This window comes from Bacillus sp. NPDC093026 (assembly GCF_044754665.1).
GTDB lineage: Bacteria > Bacillota > Bacilli > Bacillales > Bacillaceae > Bacillus > Bacillus maqinnsis.
Window position 1 is genome coordinate 155617 of record NZ_JBIVPN010000005.1, and the last position, 19874, is coordinate 175490.

The following is a 19874-nucleotide window of genomic DNA, read 5'->3' on the forward strand; positions in this document are numbered from 1 at the left end:
GTTCCCCTCCTTTTAATTATTATTCTTCAGAAGTAGCAGCTGATTCTGACATACTTTCTTTTCTGTCTTCTAGGTCAACTAAAATTAAAGTATCTAAAACATGATCAACTACACATTCCGGAACTTCTTTTAAAAATTTAAAGTAGCCTTTTTTATACTGAACTTCAAATGTAGTTTCAATTTCAATAGATGTCTTCGTATCTTTGTATTTAAAAATACACTTTTCATCCGCAGTATCGTCTGTAGGAAGACCCAGCTTCTCTATTGCTTTATTTATTTCCTCATAAGTATTGTCTGTACTTAAATCAGTACCCTTTGTTCCATGGAATAAAACGCTCCCCACCGTGGCTGGAAGAATAATGTGCCTAGATGCAACTCCAGCAGAGAGATATTCACACATCTTAGCAGCATTTTTCTTTGTCAACTTAGGTACAGTAAAATATTTGCATGGTTTACCAAAACCAATAAAAGTCAACAAAAATTCCATATATTTTTTTATTTCTTTAAAAGGACATCTCATTTGAATATGAGGTTCCTCTCCATAAACTATTACAAATGACCTAAACTGAGCATATTCAGATATTGCAGAACCATACCCACTTTTTCTAACACTTGTTTTCTTTTCAACAAATTTTAAGAAAACCGCACTGCCTTCATGCTTTATAGCACAAAGTTGAGGTCTTTCCCTCAATTCAGGTTGCCATTCGGTATCGATATTAGTTGAATTAATTACTCCTTTTTTAATCAAATAAGATAAGAGTTTTTCTGGAGATGATGTATGCTCCGGCCAAAACTCTTCTAATTGACATAAGGTTAAATGAGAACTCGAAAATTTAAATTGATCTTCTAAATAATCAAGTTTTTCTTTATGCCCATTCTTTACTAACTCATCGATTATTTCTGACTCTGAGCGTTTATAATAAGTTACTTCATGTGCCTTTGCAAGTTGATTTAAATAATTTTTTCTTTTAATGATATTTCTGTATTTAACCATTGACCCCTGCCCTTTATAAATTATTAAGAAGCTGATTAAAAGATTCCAAAATATGAATCTATATTCTCTCAAACTTAAAAAAGATTCTATATTATTCATAATAGCAGGATATTCAAATTAAAACCACATTTTTACATATCAATTATAGGTGGCACTTGTAAGACAGAACGGACAAGAAGTCTTCCTTCACGTAAATATTTATTTCATTTCAGAGCTATTTCTAACGCATTCTTAGTAAGTGGTCCATATATACCGTCAGCAGCAAGACCATGCATAAGCTGGAATCGCTTGACCGCATCCGCTGTTTTTGCTCCATAAATGCCATCAATACCGTTATTTTTTGCCCCTTTGTCAGGGTAGAAGAAAAGATCTGCTAGGGCTTCTTGTAAGGCTTTTACTCCTACCCCTTTCGTTAATGGATTGGTTACTTTTAAAATGCCTGACGGTAAGTTGTACGCCTTTTTAGACGTGTTAGTTTTAGGTTTTGTTGAAGGTGCTGTTTTCACGGGTTTCGATGCCGAAGATTTTTCACCATTCAATGCTTTCAGTTCTTTTTCGATGGAAGCTTTAAACGAATTCCATCTACCCTCTGATAGAATACGGTGTGGACAATATTTCCCATTCCAATCTTGATGCTTCTTGACGCGATCAATGCCCCATCCGCGTTCTTTAAGCAACTGCGCCACAAACTTGATAGCTAACTTTTCAGCAGCCCTATATCGATCACCTCCTGACTTGCTGTAGCAGATTTCAACACCGATAGACTTGCGATTCCCAGTGCCGTTTGTACCGTCTCCTGTGTGCCATGCATTGCGATCTGTTGTGATGCCCTGTCTTACCTCTTTGTCATCAACTGCAAAGTGAAAGCTTGTTGAACTGGTATTTCCAATCATATAGCTAACTTCGTTCGCAGCTGATGCATCATTGGCTGTGTTATGAACTGTGATATACTCCGCTTTCATTTTGTTTGGACATTTCAGACTGTACTTACTTGATGGTAGCATGTTCTTTTTCACTTTGATTGTCATATCCAATCTCTCCATTTCATTTTTTATATACGAAAAAGCCGCCAAATTACTCGGCAGCTTTCTTTTCACTTTCTTTTTGACTGTCGCTTTCAATCACATGTAACTTATCTGTGATGACAGATGGAATTTTAACACCAATCTGCACTAGGTTTTCAACGATAGATAGTCCTTCATTGGCAATATAAAAAAGCACTGTTCCGTAAGTCAATACTCCATTTAGTCCCATGATCTGATCAATGATGTTTGACACAATAACCACAACAAAATTAAGCATTTTGCGAACATAACCAAACCATGCTGTTCGGCTACGTAATTTGCCGAGCTTGCATGCCTTGATGATACCCGTTAAAACATCCATTACACTCAGCAGCAAGAGCAAGTCCAAAAACTTAACTCCACCGAATAAATATGTCTTCGCTAAATCCAAAGTTTCAAAGTTAATAAACACTGTTGTTTCCTCCATTTCGTTTGTCACCTCCTTTCGAAGGCAAAATAAAAAGCACCTGTTAAGATGCTGATGTACCTAAATCTACAGAGACATGCGGTTTATCAAATGCAACGCCTGTGATCTGCTCAAATTCTTCTTTTGTAATAACTCTCAAAGAAACATACTCCCGCATGATCTCAAGAGTATACACTCCCCAATCCCAGAATACCTTTATATCAGCCGCCGTTGGATAAATCATGATGCTCCGCCTCTCTGCAACTGTGAAACTTGCAAAGTAAGTAGAGCCATTTGTTTTTTTAGCAGGGTTACATCATCTGGCGGAAGGGGATCTGGTTGCAGGCCGTCTATATATTCTTGCGAAGCTGACTCATACCACTTCTCTTTCTCCGCATCAAATTTAGCAATATAAAGACCGTTCTGCGGCTGAACTGACGTATAACCTTTCGGAATTTCTTCCCCGTTTTCTACATCAACGAGAATTTCCTCGCCGGGCTGCCACACGAACTCTTCGTCATATTTATAAACCCATATCATATAAAGCACCTCCTATGCTGATCTGAACCGGAATCCAAACGTAATAAATTCCGTTGGATTTGACGTATTAGAAGACGATTGAATGCAGACACGTCCGTCCGTACCGATATATGTTCGATGATACTGCGGAACCCCTGATGTACCTATGCTCGATGCAACACCGATAAGATGAGTAGATTGAAGGGGGCGGTAACCAGCCGGTAAAGTAAACGCTGGGACGTCATTTCCAAGCGTGCCTCCGTAAATTGAGCCGATAATCTCAACGACACCCATTGCGTCTTTACTGTACCGCAACGTATGAGGAAACCCGTCAGGTGAAACGTACTGCTTCCACCCATTTGATAAAGACGGAGTGACCCATGCGACATTTGCATCTGCATCAGTAAGCATTCGTTTCCATCCTCGAAAGCCTTGCGCATGGAAAGTGCCAATCCATGTTAAGTTGTCAAATGAGCGTGTGACAATGATTCTTTTGTAATTTACACCATCTTGACTATATGCGGTTTCTAAAACTTCGACGTAATAAAAACTTCCATCGTTTGATATTGGCGTATTTACAAGGTTCGCCCCCATATAAAACCCCGTAGATAGCGAGAAAATATCAGTACCGTTTGGCAACCTTGCGACTTTTCCATCGTTAGGCGTGAGTTTATAAAGCTGTGCGTTGTTCCAGTTGCTTTTCTCTGATTCTGTTACGTGAATCTTTTTGTTCTCAATGTGAGTATCTACGTACTCTTTAGATGCTTCAAGTGCTGCCGCTGCTTTATTTTCTGCGCCTGCTGGTGTTTCCTTTGCGTTCCATGCCGCTCGTTCTTCACTAGTTACGTGTTTTGCCGCATCGTTTGCATGAGTATTAACTTTCGCTTGTGCACCCGAAGGCGTCTCTTTGGCGTCCCACTCCGCTTTCTTTTGCGCCGTCACATGCACATCCGAATTATTTGCGTGGGCGTCTACCTTCGCTTGGGCTCCTTCCTTTGTTTCGATCTTCTCGAGATCAGCAAACTTGGCACGCAACTCGTCTATTGTATGAATCGACTCGTCATAAAGCTGATTTATCTTTGCTTTTAAAGCTTCAAACTCATCCACATAATACTCTGTGATAGGGACAATATTTTGATCAACAAGAGACTTAGAGATATTAAAAGAGAACTGGTGAACGGACATAGATTGATCATTTGCATAATACAGATTAAGCTCTGCTTTTACAGTGCCATAATGCTTTATCTCTTGATCTGACAAAACATACTCCGCAAACCCCTCCACTCGGTCAATGATCGTTATATTTCGTATAAATTGACTACCATCAGCCATAGCTAAAACAAGTTTGCCCGTGACAGCTGCAAGAGGCAACGGAACCCCATCTTTAGTGAGTTTAAATACTAATCTAGCTGTCTTACGGTCTTGCGTCCAAAAATTAATACTGGTTGATATGCTTGAACTTGTATAAGCATTTACATTAAATTCAAGTGCGCCATTTTTGGAAATCATCTTATCACCCCTTATGTCACATTTTCTATTGTCCTGATTGAGTCAGCGCTATTATCTTCTAAAGCGCCTTCGGCTCCTGCACCTTTCAAACGATTTCCGAAATGCTGAATACGTGAACACTTATTAGTTAAATACATAGCGTATCTGCATTTCTTACCTCTCACCGTATTAAACCTTGCTGCTGAATCTGTGACACCATCCATAAAGATAATTCCGTAGTAATGAGAAGACGAAGATGTTCTTTTACCCGCATTGTCAATATTGCTGAAATCAACATTTACATTCTCTGAATCTCCTGAAACAGAAATACCTGAATAGCCAACTTCTCGTAAAGAAGTGTTTGTGACATCAATGTTTTTACACCCTAATTCCACACGTACACCGTTCCCCTCGATGTCTCGCCCTATGTTTAAATCTACTGTGCCATTACTACAGCGAGTTAAAAGGATTCCATGATGTTTGATGTCTCTAAATTGATTTCTTAAAACTACAAAACCGTCCACATCAGATAAATGAATAGCATGCTTGACTTTCACTCCGTTAATTTTATTGCCAGAAACATCAACGTCATCAATTTTTTGGTACCCTTTACGACCATACACCTGAATGGCATGACGCTCTTTAATATTGGTAAAAGTGTTATCTTTTATCGACAAACGTTTTACTTTATTGACTCTATTTGTTGGGTTTCCGTTCGCATCTTGAGTATAAACAGATTTAACATCTGGAATCATGAGCCTGACACCAGATGCACAGTTCTTAAATCTATTGCCTTCTACCAGCACATCTTCCCATTTGTTTCCTGATATTGCGTACTCAGTCGTGTCTTCAAAATCATTATTTTCAATACGGATGTCACTATACCAAAAATTATCAGTGCTGGTGTGTGAGTCCACAGCGCGCGCATATCCTCCTAGTTTCTCAGACTTGCTAAAATAACAGTCTCTAATAGTAATATTGCATGTCGGTGTGTGATCATAAGCACCGAACGCCCCAAAGTTTTCTACCGATCTCATCAAGTCCAGCTGGACGGCAGCAGAAAACCATCTGTCTCCTTTATAATCAGCGAACCCTTTGAATCGAACATTTTCAATTAATACATGTTTGTTACCAGCACAATCAAACGCATGACCACCGCACACATCTTTGATCGTGATGTCACGAATGATAATGCGTTCTGCGTGAGCAAATCCTATAACAGAACACTGTTCCTTATACTCGTCTCCTGCGCTATCAAGTACCCCTTGACCATCAATCAGTAAGTTTCCATGTCCCTCATAGCCTTTAGTTTGATCATCTTTGTCACCGTTCACGATCATTAACCCTACAAAGCCGCGTCTGATAACTGCGCCAGCTTGTAAGGTCAAATGAGTGTTTTTATAGATACGGGCTGTATCCATCAATTTGTAATTTCCAGGAGGCACCACAATATGAACCGGATATAATTTTGCCAAGCTAAGAGCCGCCTTGAAGCCCGCTGTGAAACTCCCGTACTTCCTGATGAACTTTTTGAGATTCAAAGAAACTGATGAGTCTTCAATTTCTTGCTCAAGCAGTTGAAATTCATAATCAAGACGATCTTTAGCAGTGGGATGAATACTGGCATCCCTTGCAACTCGTATATCAACGACTTCCTTAACGTCTTTTCCATCGTGATTCAATACTAGATTGATCACTCGTGACCACAAGTTGTCAATTCTATTGGCGACGGAAAACAGCCCGTGCTTGATTTGATTGGACGTATGAGCTGTATCACTTGTCTTATGTCGTTTTAAATCATCAGCGTTTTGATTTAAATTATTTTCAATCGTTTGCATATCTTCGCTTAACTGATTAGCGTATCTTGAGTTTCGTGTTGTATCATAATCCTTTCTAAGCCTTACCATGTTCTCACTCCTTTTTGGCAAAAATAAAAAGACCCTATCTAAGCGTCTTGAGCATGTCATTTATATATCGTTGTAAATTTTTCACTTGCTTTGCTTGATCGACATTAATACGCTGTATGTCTTTACGAAAGTTCGCAAATGTGAGCGTTGGACTGCTGTATGGATCCAGAGGATTGTACTGTATAGAAATGACACGCAAATCATCCTCAAAAGTTATTCCGTCCGCAGTGTCCGCTATAACATGGATTGTATCGCCTTTCCAAAAATCTTGTTCTATTTCAAGAAGTTTTGGTTCATAAATTTTTTGAAATTCTATTTCAACAGTCATTTCAGGATAAGGATTTACATGCTTCTTCAATGCTGAAATAATGCTGCTGGCTTTTTTATATCTTTCATCATTAATTGGTTCAGCCCAGCGTGGTTTTCCCTCTATTAAAAACTTATCTTCGTCAGGATGAATATAAAGCACCGGTTCAAACACATATTCTGGTTCTTTCTCTTCCTCTTTTGTTACTTCTTTTTTATCTTCTTTGTCTTCTTTTTTGTCATCATCCTTGGATTTGGATGTTTTTTCTGTTTCTTTCTGCGCACCATACCCCCAAGCTCTTGTTGTACAGTTTTGAGTATCTGTTGTGATTGTAATACCTGGCATGTTGTACCGACTATCAAGCACAAAATCTATTTCTTGTCCCATCTTTTTATACACGTGAATTTTGTAGTTATCCACGTCTAGCTCGAGCTCATAATCTTCGATGATTTCATCCATAAGTTCTGTTGAATTTTTTTCACCGAAGCTTTCTTGATCTGCAGATGGAATTTCACTATCTTTTGCATGGATGACATATTTAAAATCAGTTCCTTTAAGAGCAATATCAAGTGCTTCTTTGATACTTAGCTTCTTTGTCACTGTCTTTTCAATCCTGTTATTAATCAACAGAACTGAAAAAATATGTGCAGCTGTCACAGTTTTTGTTAGCGTCCCGTTCTCTTGGTGCAAACTAACATTCGTGATGTAGTATTTCTGATGATTATATTTCTTCTCATCAAGATATAAAATATTGTCCACGACTAACAATTCAAATTCAGTTGCATTTTCCTGTGTACGTTGCAAGGTGAAAGTAAATGACTTTTTACCCGTCGTATCATCCGTAAGATCAACAGACACGCCTGTGATTTCAACGACTTCCTTTCCATCTTTGCTTGATACATGCAGTTGCGGGAAATCCACATCTGACGGCAAATTTTGGTTTAGAGGCATATCCTTGCCATCATATTCTTTACTTGGATATTCAGGTTCTGTTGGTGTTTCTGGTTCGCTTGGTTCGTCTGGTATATCAGGGACGTTTTTGTCATCGTATTTTGTCAGATTGTATTTTTCTATAATACTAATGAGTTTAGATGGATAATTTATATCAGTAGCGTACCCTGCATCTGTGACCGCATGGCACGCTTTTTTATAATTGGTTTCCCCTACCACTGCCTTATAACGACTCAGACGTGTATATAAGCTCCCCAAATCCGCAAGACTTTCAGCATATGACGGATACTTTCTAAATTTCGCTTGTATCCTAGTAACATTTCCTTTTCTGTCCTGTTCACTGGTCCACATCAGTACATATTTACCGTTATATGTCCCTTTTACACCAAACAGATTGTTGGCTTGTTTTGCAAGACCACTCGTTCCAAAACCACTTTCGAGGCATCCTTGAGCAATGACAAGACTTGCAAGCACATTATATTTCTTATAAACTTTTTGCGCTCCCGGCGCTAATTTCTTGATAAAATCAGCCGCAGCCATGCCATCCCTCCTTATGCATAATAGAATCTTGTATTGAACACTATTTCAATGTCACTTGCATTTTGGATTTCAAAGTCATTTCTGCCGATGTCAAGGGATGGAAGCCTACCAGATGTCTTGAGACGTTTCTTGTTAGCGACGGTATATTGCTTAACAAAAGTCACTTCACGTGACTTAGTTAATTCATCTTCTATTTTCAAACGCTCACCGGTCGTATGATTGATAATTGTTACACCTTTTCCTTTAGCTTTCAACGTCACTTGGTAATCATGTCGCAAAGGATTGATTCTAAAATCTCCAATGTTATAGACGCTGAATTCTTTTTGATTTTTGAATGAATACTCTAGGTCATCCCGCATCTCTATGTTCATCCCAGGACTCCATCGTTCCCCTTGAAAAGTTTGAGGGTTTAATGATGTACTTTTTGATTCAGCCGATCCCAAAACATCCGTAAATTCAACGCTAAAAACAACGTGGTTCTTTTCTTTTTCCTTTGGCACTGTAAAATTCCCATCACATGTCACTAAAAATCTTCTGTTTGGAAACAGATCACATGAAATGTAGTATGGGAATGGTTTAACCAATAAAGCATAAAGCTCACTTCTATAGCTATAGAAATTTTCAGCAATGATTGAGTTCATATATATTTCAAGCTGAATCTGTCTTTCTTTGTACTTCACATCCCTCGGATGTTGCGGCAGTACAACACCGTTGATTCGTGGTAATGACACCGTCTCAAATTCTACGATTGGTGAGGCAGGTGTCAGGCTTAACGGATGAAAATGAGGAAGCAAATCATTTAGACTTTGCTCACCCAATCCATTGTTAAAATCAATATATAATTCCATCTACCTCACCCCATTCATAAATGCTTGTTTTCTGTATCTATCTCCTGTGGTTTGGTCAACTTTACGACCATCTATTTTGAAGGTAGGGTCCTTTGCAATTAATTGCTCAAACCCTTTCTGCATCGTGATTAATCCTTGAGTTAACAAATCAATCTGTTGTGCCATAAGACCAATTTGTTTGTTTTGGTTCTCAATCATCTGTCTCATACCGGACTGATCTTGCTGTTTGCGCTGTGGTTTAGCATCCTTATTACTAATCCGATCAAGCAGTTGCAAAGCTGTTGAGATCATACCGTCTCCAAAACTAGGGACGCCTAGTTCTTTACCAAGGTTGGCATATAGTTGCAAGGATCGCTTTCGATATTTAGGTTCTGTGGTAATGGCATATTCGCGCCAGCCGTTTTCACCAAGCTGCGCAACTTGGTGATTGTCAATAACACCGCCTGCAGCATAGCCAATGTAAGGACCACCACGTGCCATTGATTTTAAGCCCGGATGATTGTATATACCACCATACCTACGATTGAGATAGTTAATTGCGGCTATAACCTGATGCACAGGATTTTTAATATTTGTATATCCTTTTTTTGCATAAGCTGCAAACGTTGACGGTATAAACTGCATAAGTCCTTGTGAGGGATGACCTGCCTTCCAGTTAGAGTCCCATCTGTTAACAAGTGTAGGATTACCACTAGATTCCTTCATTGCAATGGTTTCAAGCGCCTTTGCATATGAAGGCGATATACCAGTGATGCTAATAGCTTGGGCAACCCATTTTTTGACGGCCGCACTACCACCAACACCTTTAAACGATCCACCGACTCCTCCGAAATCACCTAATGACTTTGTTAAAAAACCTAAAGCCCCTTTTTTGATAGTCTTTAAAATACCTGTTCCAAGACCGTCTATCCCTTTTCCAGTTTTAAAAGGGATAAGGCCACCAAATATCTTGCTGATAATTTTCTTTGGTCCGGCCATAACAAGATCAAAAATATCTGATCCAAAATCTTTCACCTTACCAACTACTTCACCAGCTTTTTTAACACCCTTTTTAAAGAAGTCACCAACACCGCCTGCATAACCTGGTAAGCCCTGTGAAGTGATTTTTTTAGTCTCGTCATGTGGCAAGACTGATGTTCCGCGCGGTAAATCCCAAATTTGAGGACCGCCAACACCGACCATATACGTTCCAATACCAGGAGTGTGAGCAAGCTCATAACCTTCCTCCCCAACCAGTGCACGACCTCCCGGATGGTAGTCTGTTCCTTTGGCGTAAGCCTTTCCGGGTGCAACATTCATATCCTTTTTCTTTCCATTGTGTCCATTTGGTTTCCACTCTGGAATAGTAGGGAGATTCATGAACTCAAGAACTTTATTAATACCGTCAGTAATCGTATTGACTACACCAGCCAAGTCAACAAGGTGTGTATTCCACCCATCTAGCACTTCGCCAGTTTCCCAGTTAACTTGTTCAATGTGCCCATCTGCCTGTTTCTTCGCTTCTTTCACAACGCCTTTATGACTTTCTTTAGCTTCTTTTATTGTTTTGTCCTTTTGTTTTTTAGCTGCTTTCACTGTTTCGTCATGTTCTTTTTTGGTAATTGTACCTTTGATGTAAAACTGGTCATCCGCAGCTTTTACAACAGCTTTGTATTGTTTTTTAGCATTACTAATGACTTTGTCTCTTGCTGATTTACTATGTTTCACTGTTGCTGCAGCCTGCTTTGCTGATAAATTAGACGATTCAGCTTTTAACTTTTTGGAGATGAGTGTTTGCTCATCCTTGCTTTTTGTAAGAGCCGTTTCGACTTCTTTACTCATCTTTTGGGTAATGCCTTTGACATCATCCCATTCTTTTTGGGTAAGTTTACGGTGTTCTTTTGCAGCTTTGTCATATATTTTTTTGACTTGGCTCTCGTACTTTTCTATTTGCTTCTGCTTTTTTTCGTTGCCCTTTTTGATTTTGTTGAGGATGTTTTCCTCATCTTTCTTTTTAAGTGAATTGTTCTTCGAATAGAAATCCCCTAAAACTTCAAGGGACTTGTCAGCACTATCTTGATAGCCTTTTTTTATTGTGTCAGCCATTTTTGAAAATCGCTTATTCATGTTGTCAGCTATCTTATCTGTGATCTTTGTTTGATTAAGATAAAGGCTGTCTAGCTTTGCATTGGCTTTTGTCTCTAAATCCGTATAAGCGTTGACCGCTTTAGATGTGGACTTTGAAACTTCATCCCCAAAATCTATGGTTGCGGGAATCACACGTTTTTGAAGATCATCATAATATTTAAACCCGGCTTCGCCTAGAAGCGTGACACCTGTCACAAGCATCCCCACTGGACCACCAAGCAAAGATAAGCCGCCTCTCAGCAAACTCACAACACCTGCGCCTTTTTTGAGGATGTTAAAGAGTCCAAACCCACTTTTAGCAAGTCTCAAGAAACCGCCTGCACCTTTCACCGCATTTACACCCATCATGACTATACCCTTACCGAATTTAAGTATCTCCGGAAGAAATGAGAGTACAAGACCGCCGATCATGCCCATTGGACCACCGAACATCATTAAGCCGCCACCGGCAATACGAGACGCCCCGCCAAGAACACGCATTGTCCTTGATGTTCTTGTAGCTGATTGGTTTAACCGCCCCATTCTTGTGGTTGCTAAACCTGTGTTTTGTTGTAACCGCCCCATTCGAGTAGACATAACGGCTGTTGATGCTGCCGCTGTATTGATACCACTCGCTGCAGTCCACGAAGCAACTCCTGCTGTAGTAACTTGTGTCGTGTAAGTGCCTAGACTTGTTGATGAAGCTCGGACAGTACCCGTCAAATATGTTCCTGCAGTGCGCAACACCTGCCAACCTTCTGCCATTCGAGGGATGAGACTCAGTAGCAATAGGGAAGCTCCACCTAAGAGACTAAAAGCTGTCACAGCGCCACCAGTAACGGCAATTGTCTGCATAACAGATGGAGGCAGATGATCAAACCATGTGACGAATTTCGTTAATCCATCTGTAGTTGCACGGATCACTGGAATAAATTGATTCCCTAGCGAAATCACTGCATTATTCACTGCAGAATGCAGGTACTCTATAGACCCCGCAAGGTTGTCCATTTGACCTTTTGCGACTTTTTCAGCTACACCGCCACTATTCTCAATTTCCTTTGTGAAAGAACCGAGCTTATCACCGCCCGCATGAAGTAACGTTATAAAACCAGATAGAGCGTGTTGTCCCGCTAATTGTTTTGCGATACGGATTTTTTCTGTTTCCGTATAGTTTTTTGTTTTTTCGTTAATTTGATTGATAATGTCAGCCAATGGTCGCATACGACCACTTGCATCAGTAACACTTAAGCCAAGCTCATGTATCGCATTACCAGCAGGTTTTGGAGGTGATGCAAGCCTTGTTAAAGTAGATCGTAACGCAGTACCCGCCATATCAGCCTTGATTCCACTGTTTGCCATAATTCCTGTCGCGGCAGCCAACTCTTCCATGCTGACACCAGCCGTCTTTGCAGCAGGTCCCGCATATTTCATTGTTTGACCAATCTGTTCTAGCGTGGCATTAGAGTTTGTGAAAGTGTACGTCATTGCATCTGCAACACGGTTAGTATCTTCTGCGGCGATATGAAACTCTGTTAAAATGTCAGATACAATATCCGCTGTTACACCTAAATCTGTTTGCCCTGCCGCCGCAGTAGCAAGTAAGCCCGGCATGGCACCAATGATGTTATTTGTCTTATAGCCTGCCATTGCAAGGTACTGCATGCCCTCGGCAACTTGTCCATCTGTAAATTGTGTCGTTGCCCCTAAATGACGAGCTGTTTCAGTGAGACGGTCCATCTCGTCAGATGATGCGTTTGCCACAGCACCCACTCGGCTCATTGCCTGCTCAAAGTCTGCAGCGACTTTTACCGCACCGCCAATTGCAACGGTTCCGGCAACGCCGATACCTGTTAAGGCCTTTCCTGCCATTCCCGCAGCAGAGTACACAGACTGTAATTCTTCGGATACTTCCCCAGCATTCTTCTTAAAAACAGAAAAAACACCAGCTGCTTTATTGCCGGTGCTTTGCAAATGCTCCAATTCTTTTGATACCTGACGAAGTTCTTTTTCTAGTTTTTGATGGACAGCAATAGAATCATTTAACTTTCGCGCTTGTATCTGTGTTTCTCTAACATCACGGCCCTTTTCCCTGACTAACTGTTCATATCGTTTTCTATGCTCTTGTACTACTCTACCTTGAATACGATATTTATTGTTAAGTCCATCAACTTTGGCTTGCAATTCTTTTGCTCGATTGCCGGTATTCTTATAAATTTCAGTAGCTGCTTTAAATTCTGAATTAGCAAGACGCATTTGCCTTTGAAGCCCTGTTATACCTCTGTTAAAACCTGAGTCATCCAGATTGACTTTGGCGACCATATTGCCGATTGCTTGAGTCATTTATGTACCACCCCGCTTCCCTGACGTAGATTTCAAGACTTAGAATATTTGATCAATCGTTACTTCTTTTGTTTTGCTCGCTTCTGCGTTTAATTCTAAGTAATGAAAAATATCCATTTGATCAATTTCATGCATCTTCCAGCCTTGCTCTAGTAAAGTGGTATATATTGCATTTAACTGATCTTTGCCGCTTTTAATAGGCTCATTTATGCTTTCACTTCGGGCAAAAAATCCTTTTCATCTTGTGTTTCAGCAGTTTTGAATCCCATGATTTCCATCATGATTTTTCTAACTGCGTCAGCAATCTCAAATGATTGAAAACCCTCTTGAAACTGTTCAAATGTAAATTGATTCTGGAAGACACGTACAATAAATTTAATTCGTTCATTCAGGCTTTTCACAAGTTCTTTTGCATTCTCGGCATTTGCTGCTTTTTCGTCTAACTCGAAAGCTTCATATAGTGTTTTTGCATTTGTTCTTGGCGCAATAAACGTTTTATGTTTTTTCTCTTCCTCGAACCAAATTGAGATTGAAATTTGTTTTTGAGTCATGGTGACTCCCCCTTATGTTTTATTTTCTAATTAAAAAAGAGAGCTTTTCAGCCCTCTTATAACCCTTTTCCAATATCAACGCTACTATTTTCAGTTTTGTCATCTTTGTATGCATCACCGAAAACAGTCTTGTAAAATGCATCAAGATTAAAGTTTTCAGCATCTTCATCAGTGACAACCTTAAAAACGTCATCCTGCTCACGATCAACAAATTCCGCTGATAATTTAATAGTTTGGAAATCTGTTTTTTCTTCCTTCGTCTTCCACTCATCACCAGGTAAAGAAAAACGACCTTTTACTAAGCCAACATGACGAGACTTCTCATTTGCTTTCGGACCCTCAAACGTCATTGCGACCCACGGCGGAATAATGTTCTTCTTGTACAAGTACAATCCATTCTCGTCCGGCTGAATGCCTAGCAATTTCGCAAGAATTTCCATAGGAAGATCTCGCATTTCAATTTCTAGTTTTGTGGAACCTGTAGAAACAACTAAATCAACCAGTTTGTTATCTGCATATTGCTTTTCGGTTGATGTCTCTGTTTCGACTTTCATATTGATTGCATATTCGTATTTTAAAATTTCAGTTGGCACATAAAATTTGCCTTTCTTTTGCAATGGTGCGAACCGAACATTTGTTAAACCGGTTACTGAACTGTATTCTGGCATAGTTAGCCTCCTAGAATTATATTTTTCTCAAAACGGTACCCTTTTCTGATTAACCTCTCTTTCTCTAAAAAATCAGAAATGGATAATGTTGGTGCAAAATCTAAACGCTCCATCACATCACCTATTGCAGCCATAATGGGTTGTGGATCGGCGTTGTGATAAACGTCGATTTGATAGGTTGCACTATCTTGTATGGGTCTATCATTCGCCCATTTGATCGGTCTATAGTTAATTTCCTGCAACACGATATAAGGTGGATTCGATTCCGTCCCTTCTGGTACCGCAAGTTCATAGATGTCACTTTTTTCGACCATAGACAAAAGCGCTGGATCATTCTCCAACGCTTCAAAAATAGCATTCATGCAAAGGTCTGCCCGCCTTATTAAGTTTTGAATGATCATAGTTTGCTCAACGCCTGTCGATATTTATCAGCTACTTTGCGTATTGCTTCATCCCATTTTGCTTCAACAGTTCGCGTAAAGAATTTTTGTGCTGGTTGATGCAACGTGCCAAATTCGGGGAAATGGATCCTCCATTGAGTATCCTTCCGTGACTTCGATTTCGGCCAACCGACTGCCACATATTTCACCCCATCCCCATCAGTACGCAGGCGTGTAATATCAAGATCATCCTGCATATGTTTTTGGGCTTTGTCTGACCTTGGGGTATTTGGGTGAAGTTCATCCTTTATGACTGTTGCGCCAGCCGTAAGAGCTTCTTTATGAATCCTACTGACTTTTCTTTGCATGTTGCCAATGGCGTTTTCTAATTCCTCTAAGCCGTCAATTTGAAGGTTAAACATCACGTCACCGCCTTTGCCCTAACTGTAAGAAAGTTAAGCCTTGAATAATGAGGTAATATTGATTCAATTTCGTATGTTTTCTTTCTGAAAATAAGTCTCATATGTTCGTCAATATCTTCATGGTGGCGTATGGTGAACTTGATTGTATGTTCCTTTTGAATAGCCGCAGCAGCATAGTATTCAGCGCCATCTAACCCCTCTGCTTTTGCCCAGCACTCAATGACAGTTTCCCAACCATTGTCACCATCGACAGGCAAACGACTCTTTTCTTTTTTCTGTTGAAACTGTATGCGGTGCCTCATATCATTCAGCATCTTTTTCACCGTCCGCTGCAACTAGATATTTGAGTTGATTGACCATTGTTGTAAGTACATTGTCCAGATTTGATGACGCACCTGATATTTGCCTATTCTCATACCAATGAGTCACAAAGGACATAACTGCTAATTCAGCTCTTGCTAAGTTATTCGGGAATTTTAACCCCGTTGCATTTGTGATGTACTCTTTGGCGGCAGCAATAAAATGCAAAATTAAATCATCCTCCGCATCACCATCAATACGGAGGTATTTTTTCGCTTTTTCAAGCTCTTTTTGTTCTGCCTCTGTCATACGGCATCACCTTTATTCAGATTTTTGTGTTTCTAATGCTTCGACTTTGGCTTGAAGGTCAGTGATCATTTTTTGTACTTCTGAATTGATGTTGTCCCATTTAACACTGCCTTTGCCGATTGTTCGGGAGTTTACAGCTCCATCAACAAGGTGTTCGTTTTTAATAGAATCAGCTTCGATTACCGCAGCGTCTCCTTTATCTCCCTTTGGTCCCTGATCTCCCTTTTCTCCTTTTGGACCTTGAGGACCAGTATCACCTTTAGGGCCTTGTTCACCTTGCATCCCTTGAATGTAAAGAGGGTTTTCTTTGCTGTTTCCTTTTAAATAAACAGGCGTGACAGGTTTACCGTCTGCGCCCGCCTCTGCAGATGTGTATACTCCATTACTTTCATTCAAAAAATCTTTAGCCATGATTAATCAATTCCTTTCAATTTATTTTCCGGCGTCTATTGCTTTATCTTCTGTGTCACCGTTACTTGGAGTTTCATTGTCGGGAACAGCATCTTTAATAGATGAAAATTCCGAGTAAACTACAGCATCGGTGTCCCAAAGAACGACGTCCTCACGTTCAATAATTCTCATATCTGTAGAGTTACGGTAGAATGCTTTACCACCGACATTTGTCGTTAAAATTGAATATTGCTGACGATCAAATAGTTTGACAGCTTCTTTGAGGTCTCCAATGATTAATGGATATTTTGGAGTTGTTTTTGTCCCGCCGTTTGGCAGATATTTGTCTGAAATAACGGATACCGGCTTACTGAACAATAGTTTTTTGGTTGAATCTGTAGGATCTGGCTGGAGTAAGTAACGACCAAAGGCGTCTTTCAGTTTATCCAATGCGTTAAACCCTGATTGATTCGTGACAACTTTAGTCGTGGCATTAATAGCCGGATCAAGTTTGACATTGAGAATGTCTTTAATGTCGTCCGTTTTTGATACGGTGGTTTTCTCAAGTGTTCCCAATTGATTAAGAATCAACGTATTGCGGGTCACGGCTGATTTTTTGGCAAGCCAATTAGACAGGTACTGCAAAAGTGCCTCTTGTGTATCTGCAAGTAAATCATTAGAAAGAACCAAAATCCCAGCATAGTCTTTAATGTTATATTTGATGTTTTCAAATTTAGGGTTTTCTAATTCTTCAATATTCGCTAATTCCTCAAGATTTACTAATGGGGTGATATCCGCTAGTTTTTCAAGAACCCTTGACCCTTTGTTTGTTGATACTGGGATGACATCAACGAGATTGGCTAAAGTATCAAATTGACGTCGTTTTTCGTTAATTTTCGTGGAGATATCCCTCGGTACAATAAGGCCGCCGTCCTCATCCACGCCTTCTTTCATAGCGGCAAGAGGTTTCGGTGCTTTGCCTGTTCTAAGGGCAGAAGCAAAGAGCTGAACATGGTTTTTCGCATCTATTTTAGCGATATCATCCGTTGGCTGTTGCGGGTTCTTTGCCTCTAGCTCTTGCTGCGGGTCTTCTTGTGCATATGAAACCTGCATGTTTCGTAAATCCTCATATGTCTGAATTTGATCTTTAATTTGCTGAGCCTCAACCAACAATGTTTTTGCTTCTTCAACCTTACCCTCATCATTTAGTGCTTTAATTTCATTTCGTTTCTCGGCTAGAACTTGTCGTAATTCTCTTTCTTTAACTGACATACCATCCTTTGCAAAAAATTGAATAGGCAACCTTAACAATTTCTTCTGGCTATTTGATGTGTTTGACTTCTTCAAAATAATTTCCTCCTCTAATCTCAATAAAAAAACTCCCTATAATTCAAGGAGTGATGCATTTATTTCATTCTGTTGTTGTTTTAAACTTATATCAGTTATTGGGTTGCTAACAGGTTCTTTAGATAGTTCTGCAACAATCTTGCCCGGTATATTTTTAAATCGAGAAAGAATTTTCTTATCCATACACGCAGCAACGTTTTTCTCTTCATCTACCACATCAGCAAGCCCATATTGCAATGCCTCATCAGCTGTTAACCATGTTTCGTTATCTAAGAGATTCCGCAAAGTAGATTCTTCTAATTTTTCTCCTGCCTTTGCCAAATAAGTTGATACAATGCTGTCTGTGATTTTGTCTAAGTCTTCTGCAGCTTTTCTGAATTCCGCTGCGTTACCGATCATTCCCATGTAAGGATTGTGAATCATCATCATTGAATTACTTGGCATCGTGATAGTATCACCAGCCATCGCTATAACAGATGCAATACTTCCTGCTAGTGCATCTATATACACATTAATTTTGGCTTTATGCCGCTGTAACATAGAGTGAATTGCTTGACCTTCAAAGACGTCTCCACCGGGTGAATTAATATAAAGATCAATTTCTGTAACTTCTCCCAGTTCTTTTAAATCTGATTGAAATGCCTTAGATGAACTTTCACTAAACCATCCTTCTCCTGTAATAGAACCATATAAAGTTATTTCGGCAGAAGCATCATTCAACATCTTCATGTTCCAATACTTTTTCATCACCGTCACCCCCTTTCAAATTCTTCTTGCTCACTCTGCTTAATTGATATTCTTTCATGATTGATAGAGGGACTAAGTTCAAATTGCCAAAATGCTCATTACCAAGCTCTCCGATACCTGTCATATCCTCTTTTTCAAGGATTTTATTCACATTAAACGCTCCTACACGCTGCATGACTTCATAAAATTCTGCCCTTGTTTTACTGTCACCACGCAATTCCGTTTCCAAATTGAATTTAAAATAATAGCCTTCTTTTAACTGAGAGGGGGTAAGGATTTTATCATTCAATTCTTGTTCAATATTTGTCACGATGGGCTGCAATGTTGTTTTCACATAATCCAAAGATTGTTGCTCGATATTGGAAAAAGTAGCTCTGTCTAATTCCCCAATTTTATGAGGTGGCACTTTATAGATAGAAGCTATTTGTTGACGATTCCACTTCATTGATTCAATAAATTGAGCATCTTTCATCGGCATTGTTACTTGCGAATAGTCAAGACCTGCGTCAAGAACCGCGATAGATTGACCTGAATTGACCTCTTCCCAATCTTCTCTAAGCACTTTTTTACTCTCTCTATTTAGCAAAGAAGGTGTTTTAATTACACCAAACGGCGCCCCACCATTTTTATAAAACTTTGCATTAAATTTTGTGGCAGCTCTATTTGAACCAATGTTATCTCGGATAACTGAAATAGGTGTTTGTCCTACAATTCCATCTAAAGAAAGATTCTTAAAGTGTAAGACTTCATGATAGTGAAGTTCGACATACTTCCCGTTAATGGTTGTTGAATACCAAACTTTTCCTGTATCAGGATCAATATTTGTATTTGTTGATTCAGGATTAAGTGGATATATCGCTTCAACATCACCATCACGGTTATAAACAAGCCGATTATAGCTGTTCCCCCATGTTGCCATTCTCAGCATGACAAGAGCCTTCCAAGTATAGCTAGTCATGTATGGATTCACTTTATTTAAAACCATCCGACTAATGTCATTTTGAACAGTTTCAACGCTTCCTTCTTTGCTGTGAAATAATTTGATTGGTAGCTTTGCTGTATCTTCGGCTAGCACTTTAACACACGCATATACATCAGGATGTAAAATTGCATTATCAGAAGAAACATGTTCACCAGATGACGTCTCAACCCCAGAAAATATGTTTCGGAACCACTTAGCAGGACTTAATAACGAACCACTATCTTCTTCAGCTACATGGTTTTCAATCTTTGGCCTTCCACGTAATAACAAATTTATTCACCCCTTTCGTCTTCTTTATTATGATTCAG

At 39.6% G+C, this 19874-nt stretch carries 20 protein-coding genes; all 20 read right to left on the reverse strand.

Going from position 1 to position 19874, the window contains the following annotated elements; translation table 11 throughout:
- Positions 1 to 19: 19 nt before the first annotated feature.
- Positions 20 to 994 carry a hypothetical protein gene (locus ACIQCE_RS12750; RefSeq protein WP_400495307.1) on the reverse strand — a complete coding sequence of 325 codons (975 nt, stop codon included), beginning with the start codon at positions 992 to 994 and terminating at the stop codon, positions 20 to 22.
- A 203-nt stretch (positions 995 to 1197) separates the two neighbouring features.
- Positions 1198 to 2022 carry a peptidoglycan recognition protein family protein gene (locus ACIQCE_RS12755; protein WP_400495308.1) on the reverse strand — a complete coding sequence of 275 codons (825 nt, stop codon included), beginning with the start codon at positions 2020 to 2022 and terminating at the stop codon, positions 1198 to 1200.
- A 46-nt stretch (positions 2023 to 2068) separates the two neighbouring features.
- Positions 2069 to 2485, reverse strand: coding sequence for a phage holin family protein (locus tag ACIQCE_RS12760; RefSeq protein ID WP_400495309.1), 417 nt, complete (start codon positions 2483 to 2485; stop codon positions 2069 to 2071).
- A gap of 43 nt (positions 2486 to 2528) precedes the next feature.
- Entirely contained in the window at positions 2529 to 2708 is a 180-nt protein-coding gene (locus ACIQCE_RS12765) for an XkdX family protein (RefSeq protein WP_400495310.1), read from the reverse strand.
- Positions 2705 to 3004, reverse strand: a complete 300-nt coding sequence (locus ACIQCE_RS12770) for a hypothetical protein (protein WP_400495311.1) — start codon at positions 3002 to 3004, stop codon at positions 2705 to 2707. Before ACIQCE_RS12770 ends, ACIQCE_RS12765 begins: the two co-directional genes overlap by 4 nt.
- A gap of 12 nt (positions 3005 to 3016) precedes the next feature.
- Positions 3017 to 4492, reverse strand: a complete 1476-nt coding sequence (locus ACIQCE_RS12775; protein WP_400495312.1) for a phage baseplate upper protein — start codon at positions 4490 to 4492, stop codon at positions 3017 to 3019.
- Between the two features lie 11 nt (positions 4493 to 4503).
- Positions 4504 to 6378 carry a right-handed parallel beta-helix repeat-containing protein gene (locus ACIQCE_RS12780; protein WP_400495313.1) on the reverse strand — a complete coding sequence of 625 codons (1875 nt, stop codon included), beginning with the start codon at positions 6376 to 6378 and terminating at the stop codon, positions 4504 to 4506.
- A gap of 34 nt (positions 6379 to 6412) precedes the next feature.
- Positions 6413 to 8176, reverse strand: coding sequence for a phage tail protein (locus ACIQCE_RS12785; RefSeq protein ID WP_400495314.1), 1764 nt, complete (start codon positions 8174 to 8176; stop codon positions 6413 to 6415).
- Positions 8177 to 8187: 11 nt separating this feature from the next.
- Positions 8188 to 9024: a phage tail domain-containing protein gene (locus ACIQCE_RS12790; RefSeq protein WP_400495315.1), complete on the reverse strand. Its 837-nt coding sequence runs from the start codon at positions 9022 to 9024 to the stop codon at positions 8188 to 8190.
- Complete coding sequence (locus tag ACIQCE_RS12795) at positions 9025 to 13470, reverse strand: phage tail tape measure protein (RefSeq protein ID WP_400495316.1); 4446 nt, start codon at positions 13468 to 13470, stop codon at positions 9025 to 9027.
- A 206-nt stretch (positions 13471 to 13676) separates the two neighbouring features.
- Positions 13677 to 14021, reverse strand: coding sequence for a phage tail assembly chaperone G (gene gpG, locus ACIQCE_RS12800; protein ID WP_400495317.1), 345 nt, complete (start codon positions 14019 to 14021; stop codon positions 13677 to 13679).
- Between the two features lie 56 nt (positions 14022 to 14077).
- Complete coding sequence (locus ACIQCE_RS12805; protein ID WP_400495318.1) at positions 14078 to 14689, reverse strand: major tail protein; 612 nt, start codon at positions 14687 to 14689, stop codon at positions 14078 to 14080.
- Between the two features lie 2 nt (positions 14690 to 14691).
- Positions 14692 to 15090 (reverse strand): tail completion protein gp17, encoded by a 399-nt coding sequence (gp17, locus tag ACIQCE_RS12810; RefSeq protein ID WP_400495319.1) that lies wholly within the window; start codon positions 15088 to 15090, stop codon positions 14692 to 14694.
- Positions 15087 to 15491: an HK97-gp10 family putative phage morphogenesis protein gene (locus ACIQCE_RS12815; protein ID WP_400495320.1), complete on the reverse strand. Its 405-nt coding sequence runs from the start codon at positions 15489 to 15491 to the stop codon at positions 15087 to 15089. The genes gp17 and ACIQCE_RS12815 overlap by 4 nt, the downstream gene beginning before the upstream one ends.
- Entirely contained in the window at positions 15491 to 15805 is a 315-nt protein-coding gene (locus ACIQCE_RS12820) for a phage head closure protein (protein WP_400495321.1), read from the reverse strand. Before ACIQCE_RS12820 ends, ACIQCE_RS12815 begins: the two co-directional genes overlap by 1 nt.
- Complete coding sequence (locus ACIQCE_RS12825) at positions 15795 to 16100, reverse strand: head-tail connector protein (protein WP_400495322.1); 306 nt, start codon at positions 16098 to 16100, stop codon at positions 15795 to 15797. The genes ACIQCE_RS12820 and ACIQCE_RS12825 overlap by 11 nt, the downstream gene beginning before the upstream one ends.
- A 12-nt stretch (positions 16101 to 16112) precedes the next feature.
- Positions 16113 to 16511 (reverse strand): collagen-like triple helix repeat-containing protein, encoded by a 399-nt coding sequence (locus tag ACIQCE_RS12830; RefSeq protein WP_400495323.1) that lies wholly within the window; start codon positions 16509 to 16511, stop codon positions 16113 to 16115.
- 21 nt (positions 16512 to 16532) lie between these two features.
- Positions 16533 to 17762 (reverse strand): phage major capsid protein, encoded by a 1230-nt coding sequence (locus tag ACIQCE_RS12835; RefSeq protein WP_400495345.1) that lies wholly within the window; start codon positions 17760 to 17762, stop codon positions 16533 to 16535.
- A gap of 111 nt (positions 17763 to 17873) precedes the next feature.
- Positions 17874 to 18584 carry a head maturation protease, ClpP-related gene (locus ACIQCE_RS12840; RefSeq protein ID WP_400495324.1) on the reverse strand — a complete coding sequence of 237 codons (711 nt, stop codon included), beginning with the start codon at positions 18582 to 18584 and terminating at the stop codon, positions 17874 to 17876.
- Positions 18550 to 19836 (reverse strand): phage portal protein, encoded by a 1287-nt coding sequence (locus tag ACIQCE_RS12845; RefSeq protein WP_400495325.1) that lies wholly within the window; start codon positions 19834 to 19836, stop codon positions 18550 to 18552. The genes ACIQCE_RS12840 and ACIQCE_RS12845 overlap by 35 nt, the downstream gene beginning before the upstream one ends.
- Positions 19837 to 19874 lie beyond the last annotated feature (38 nt).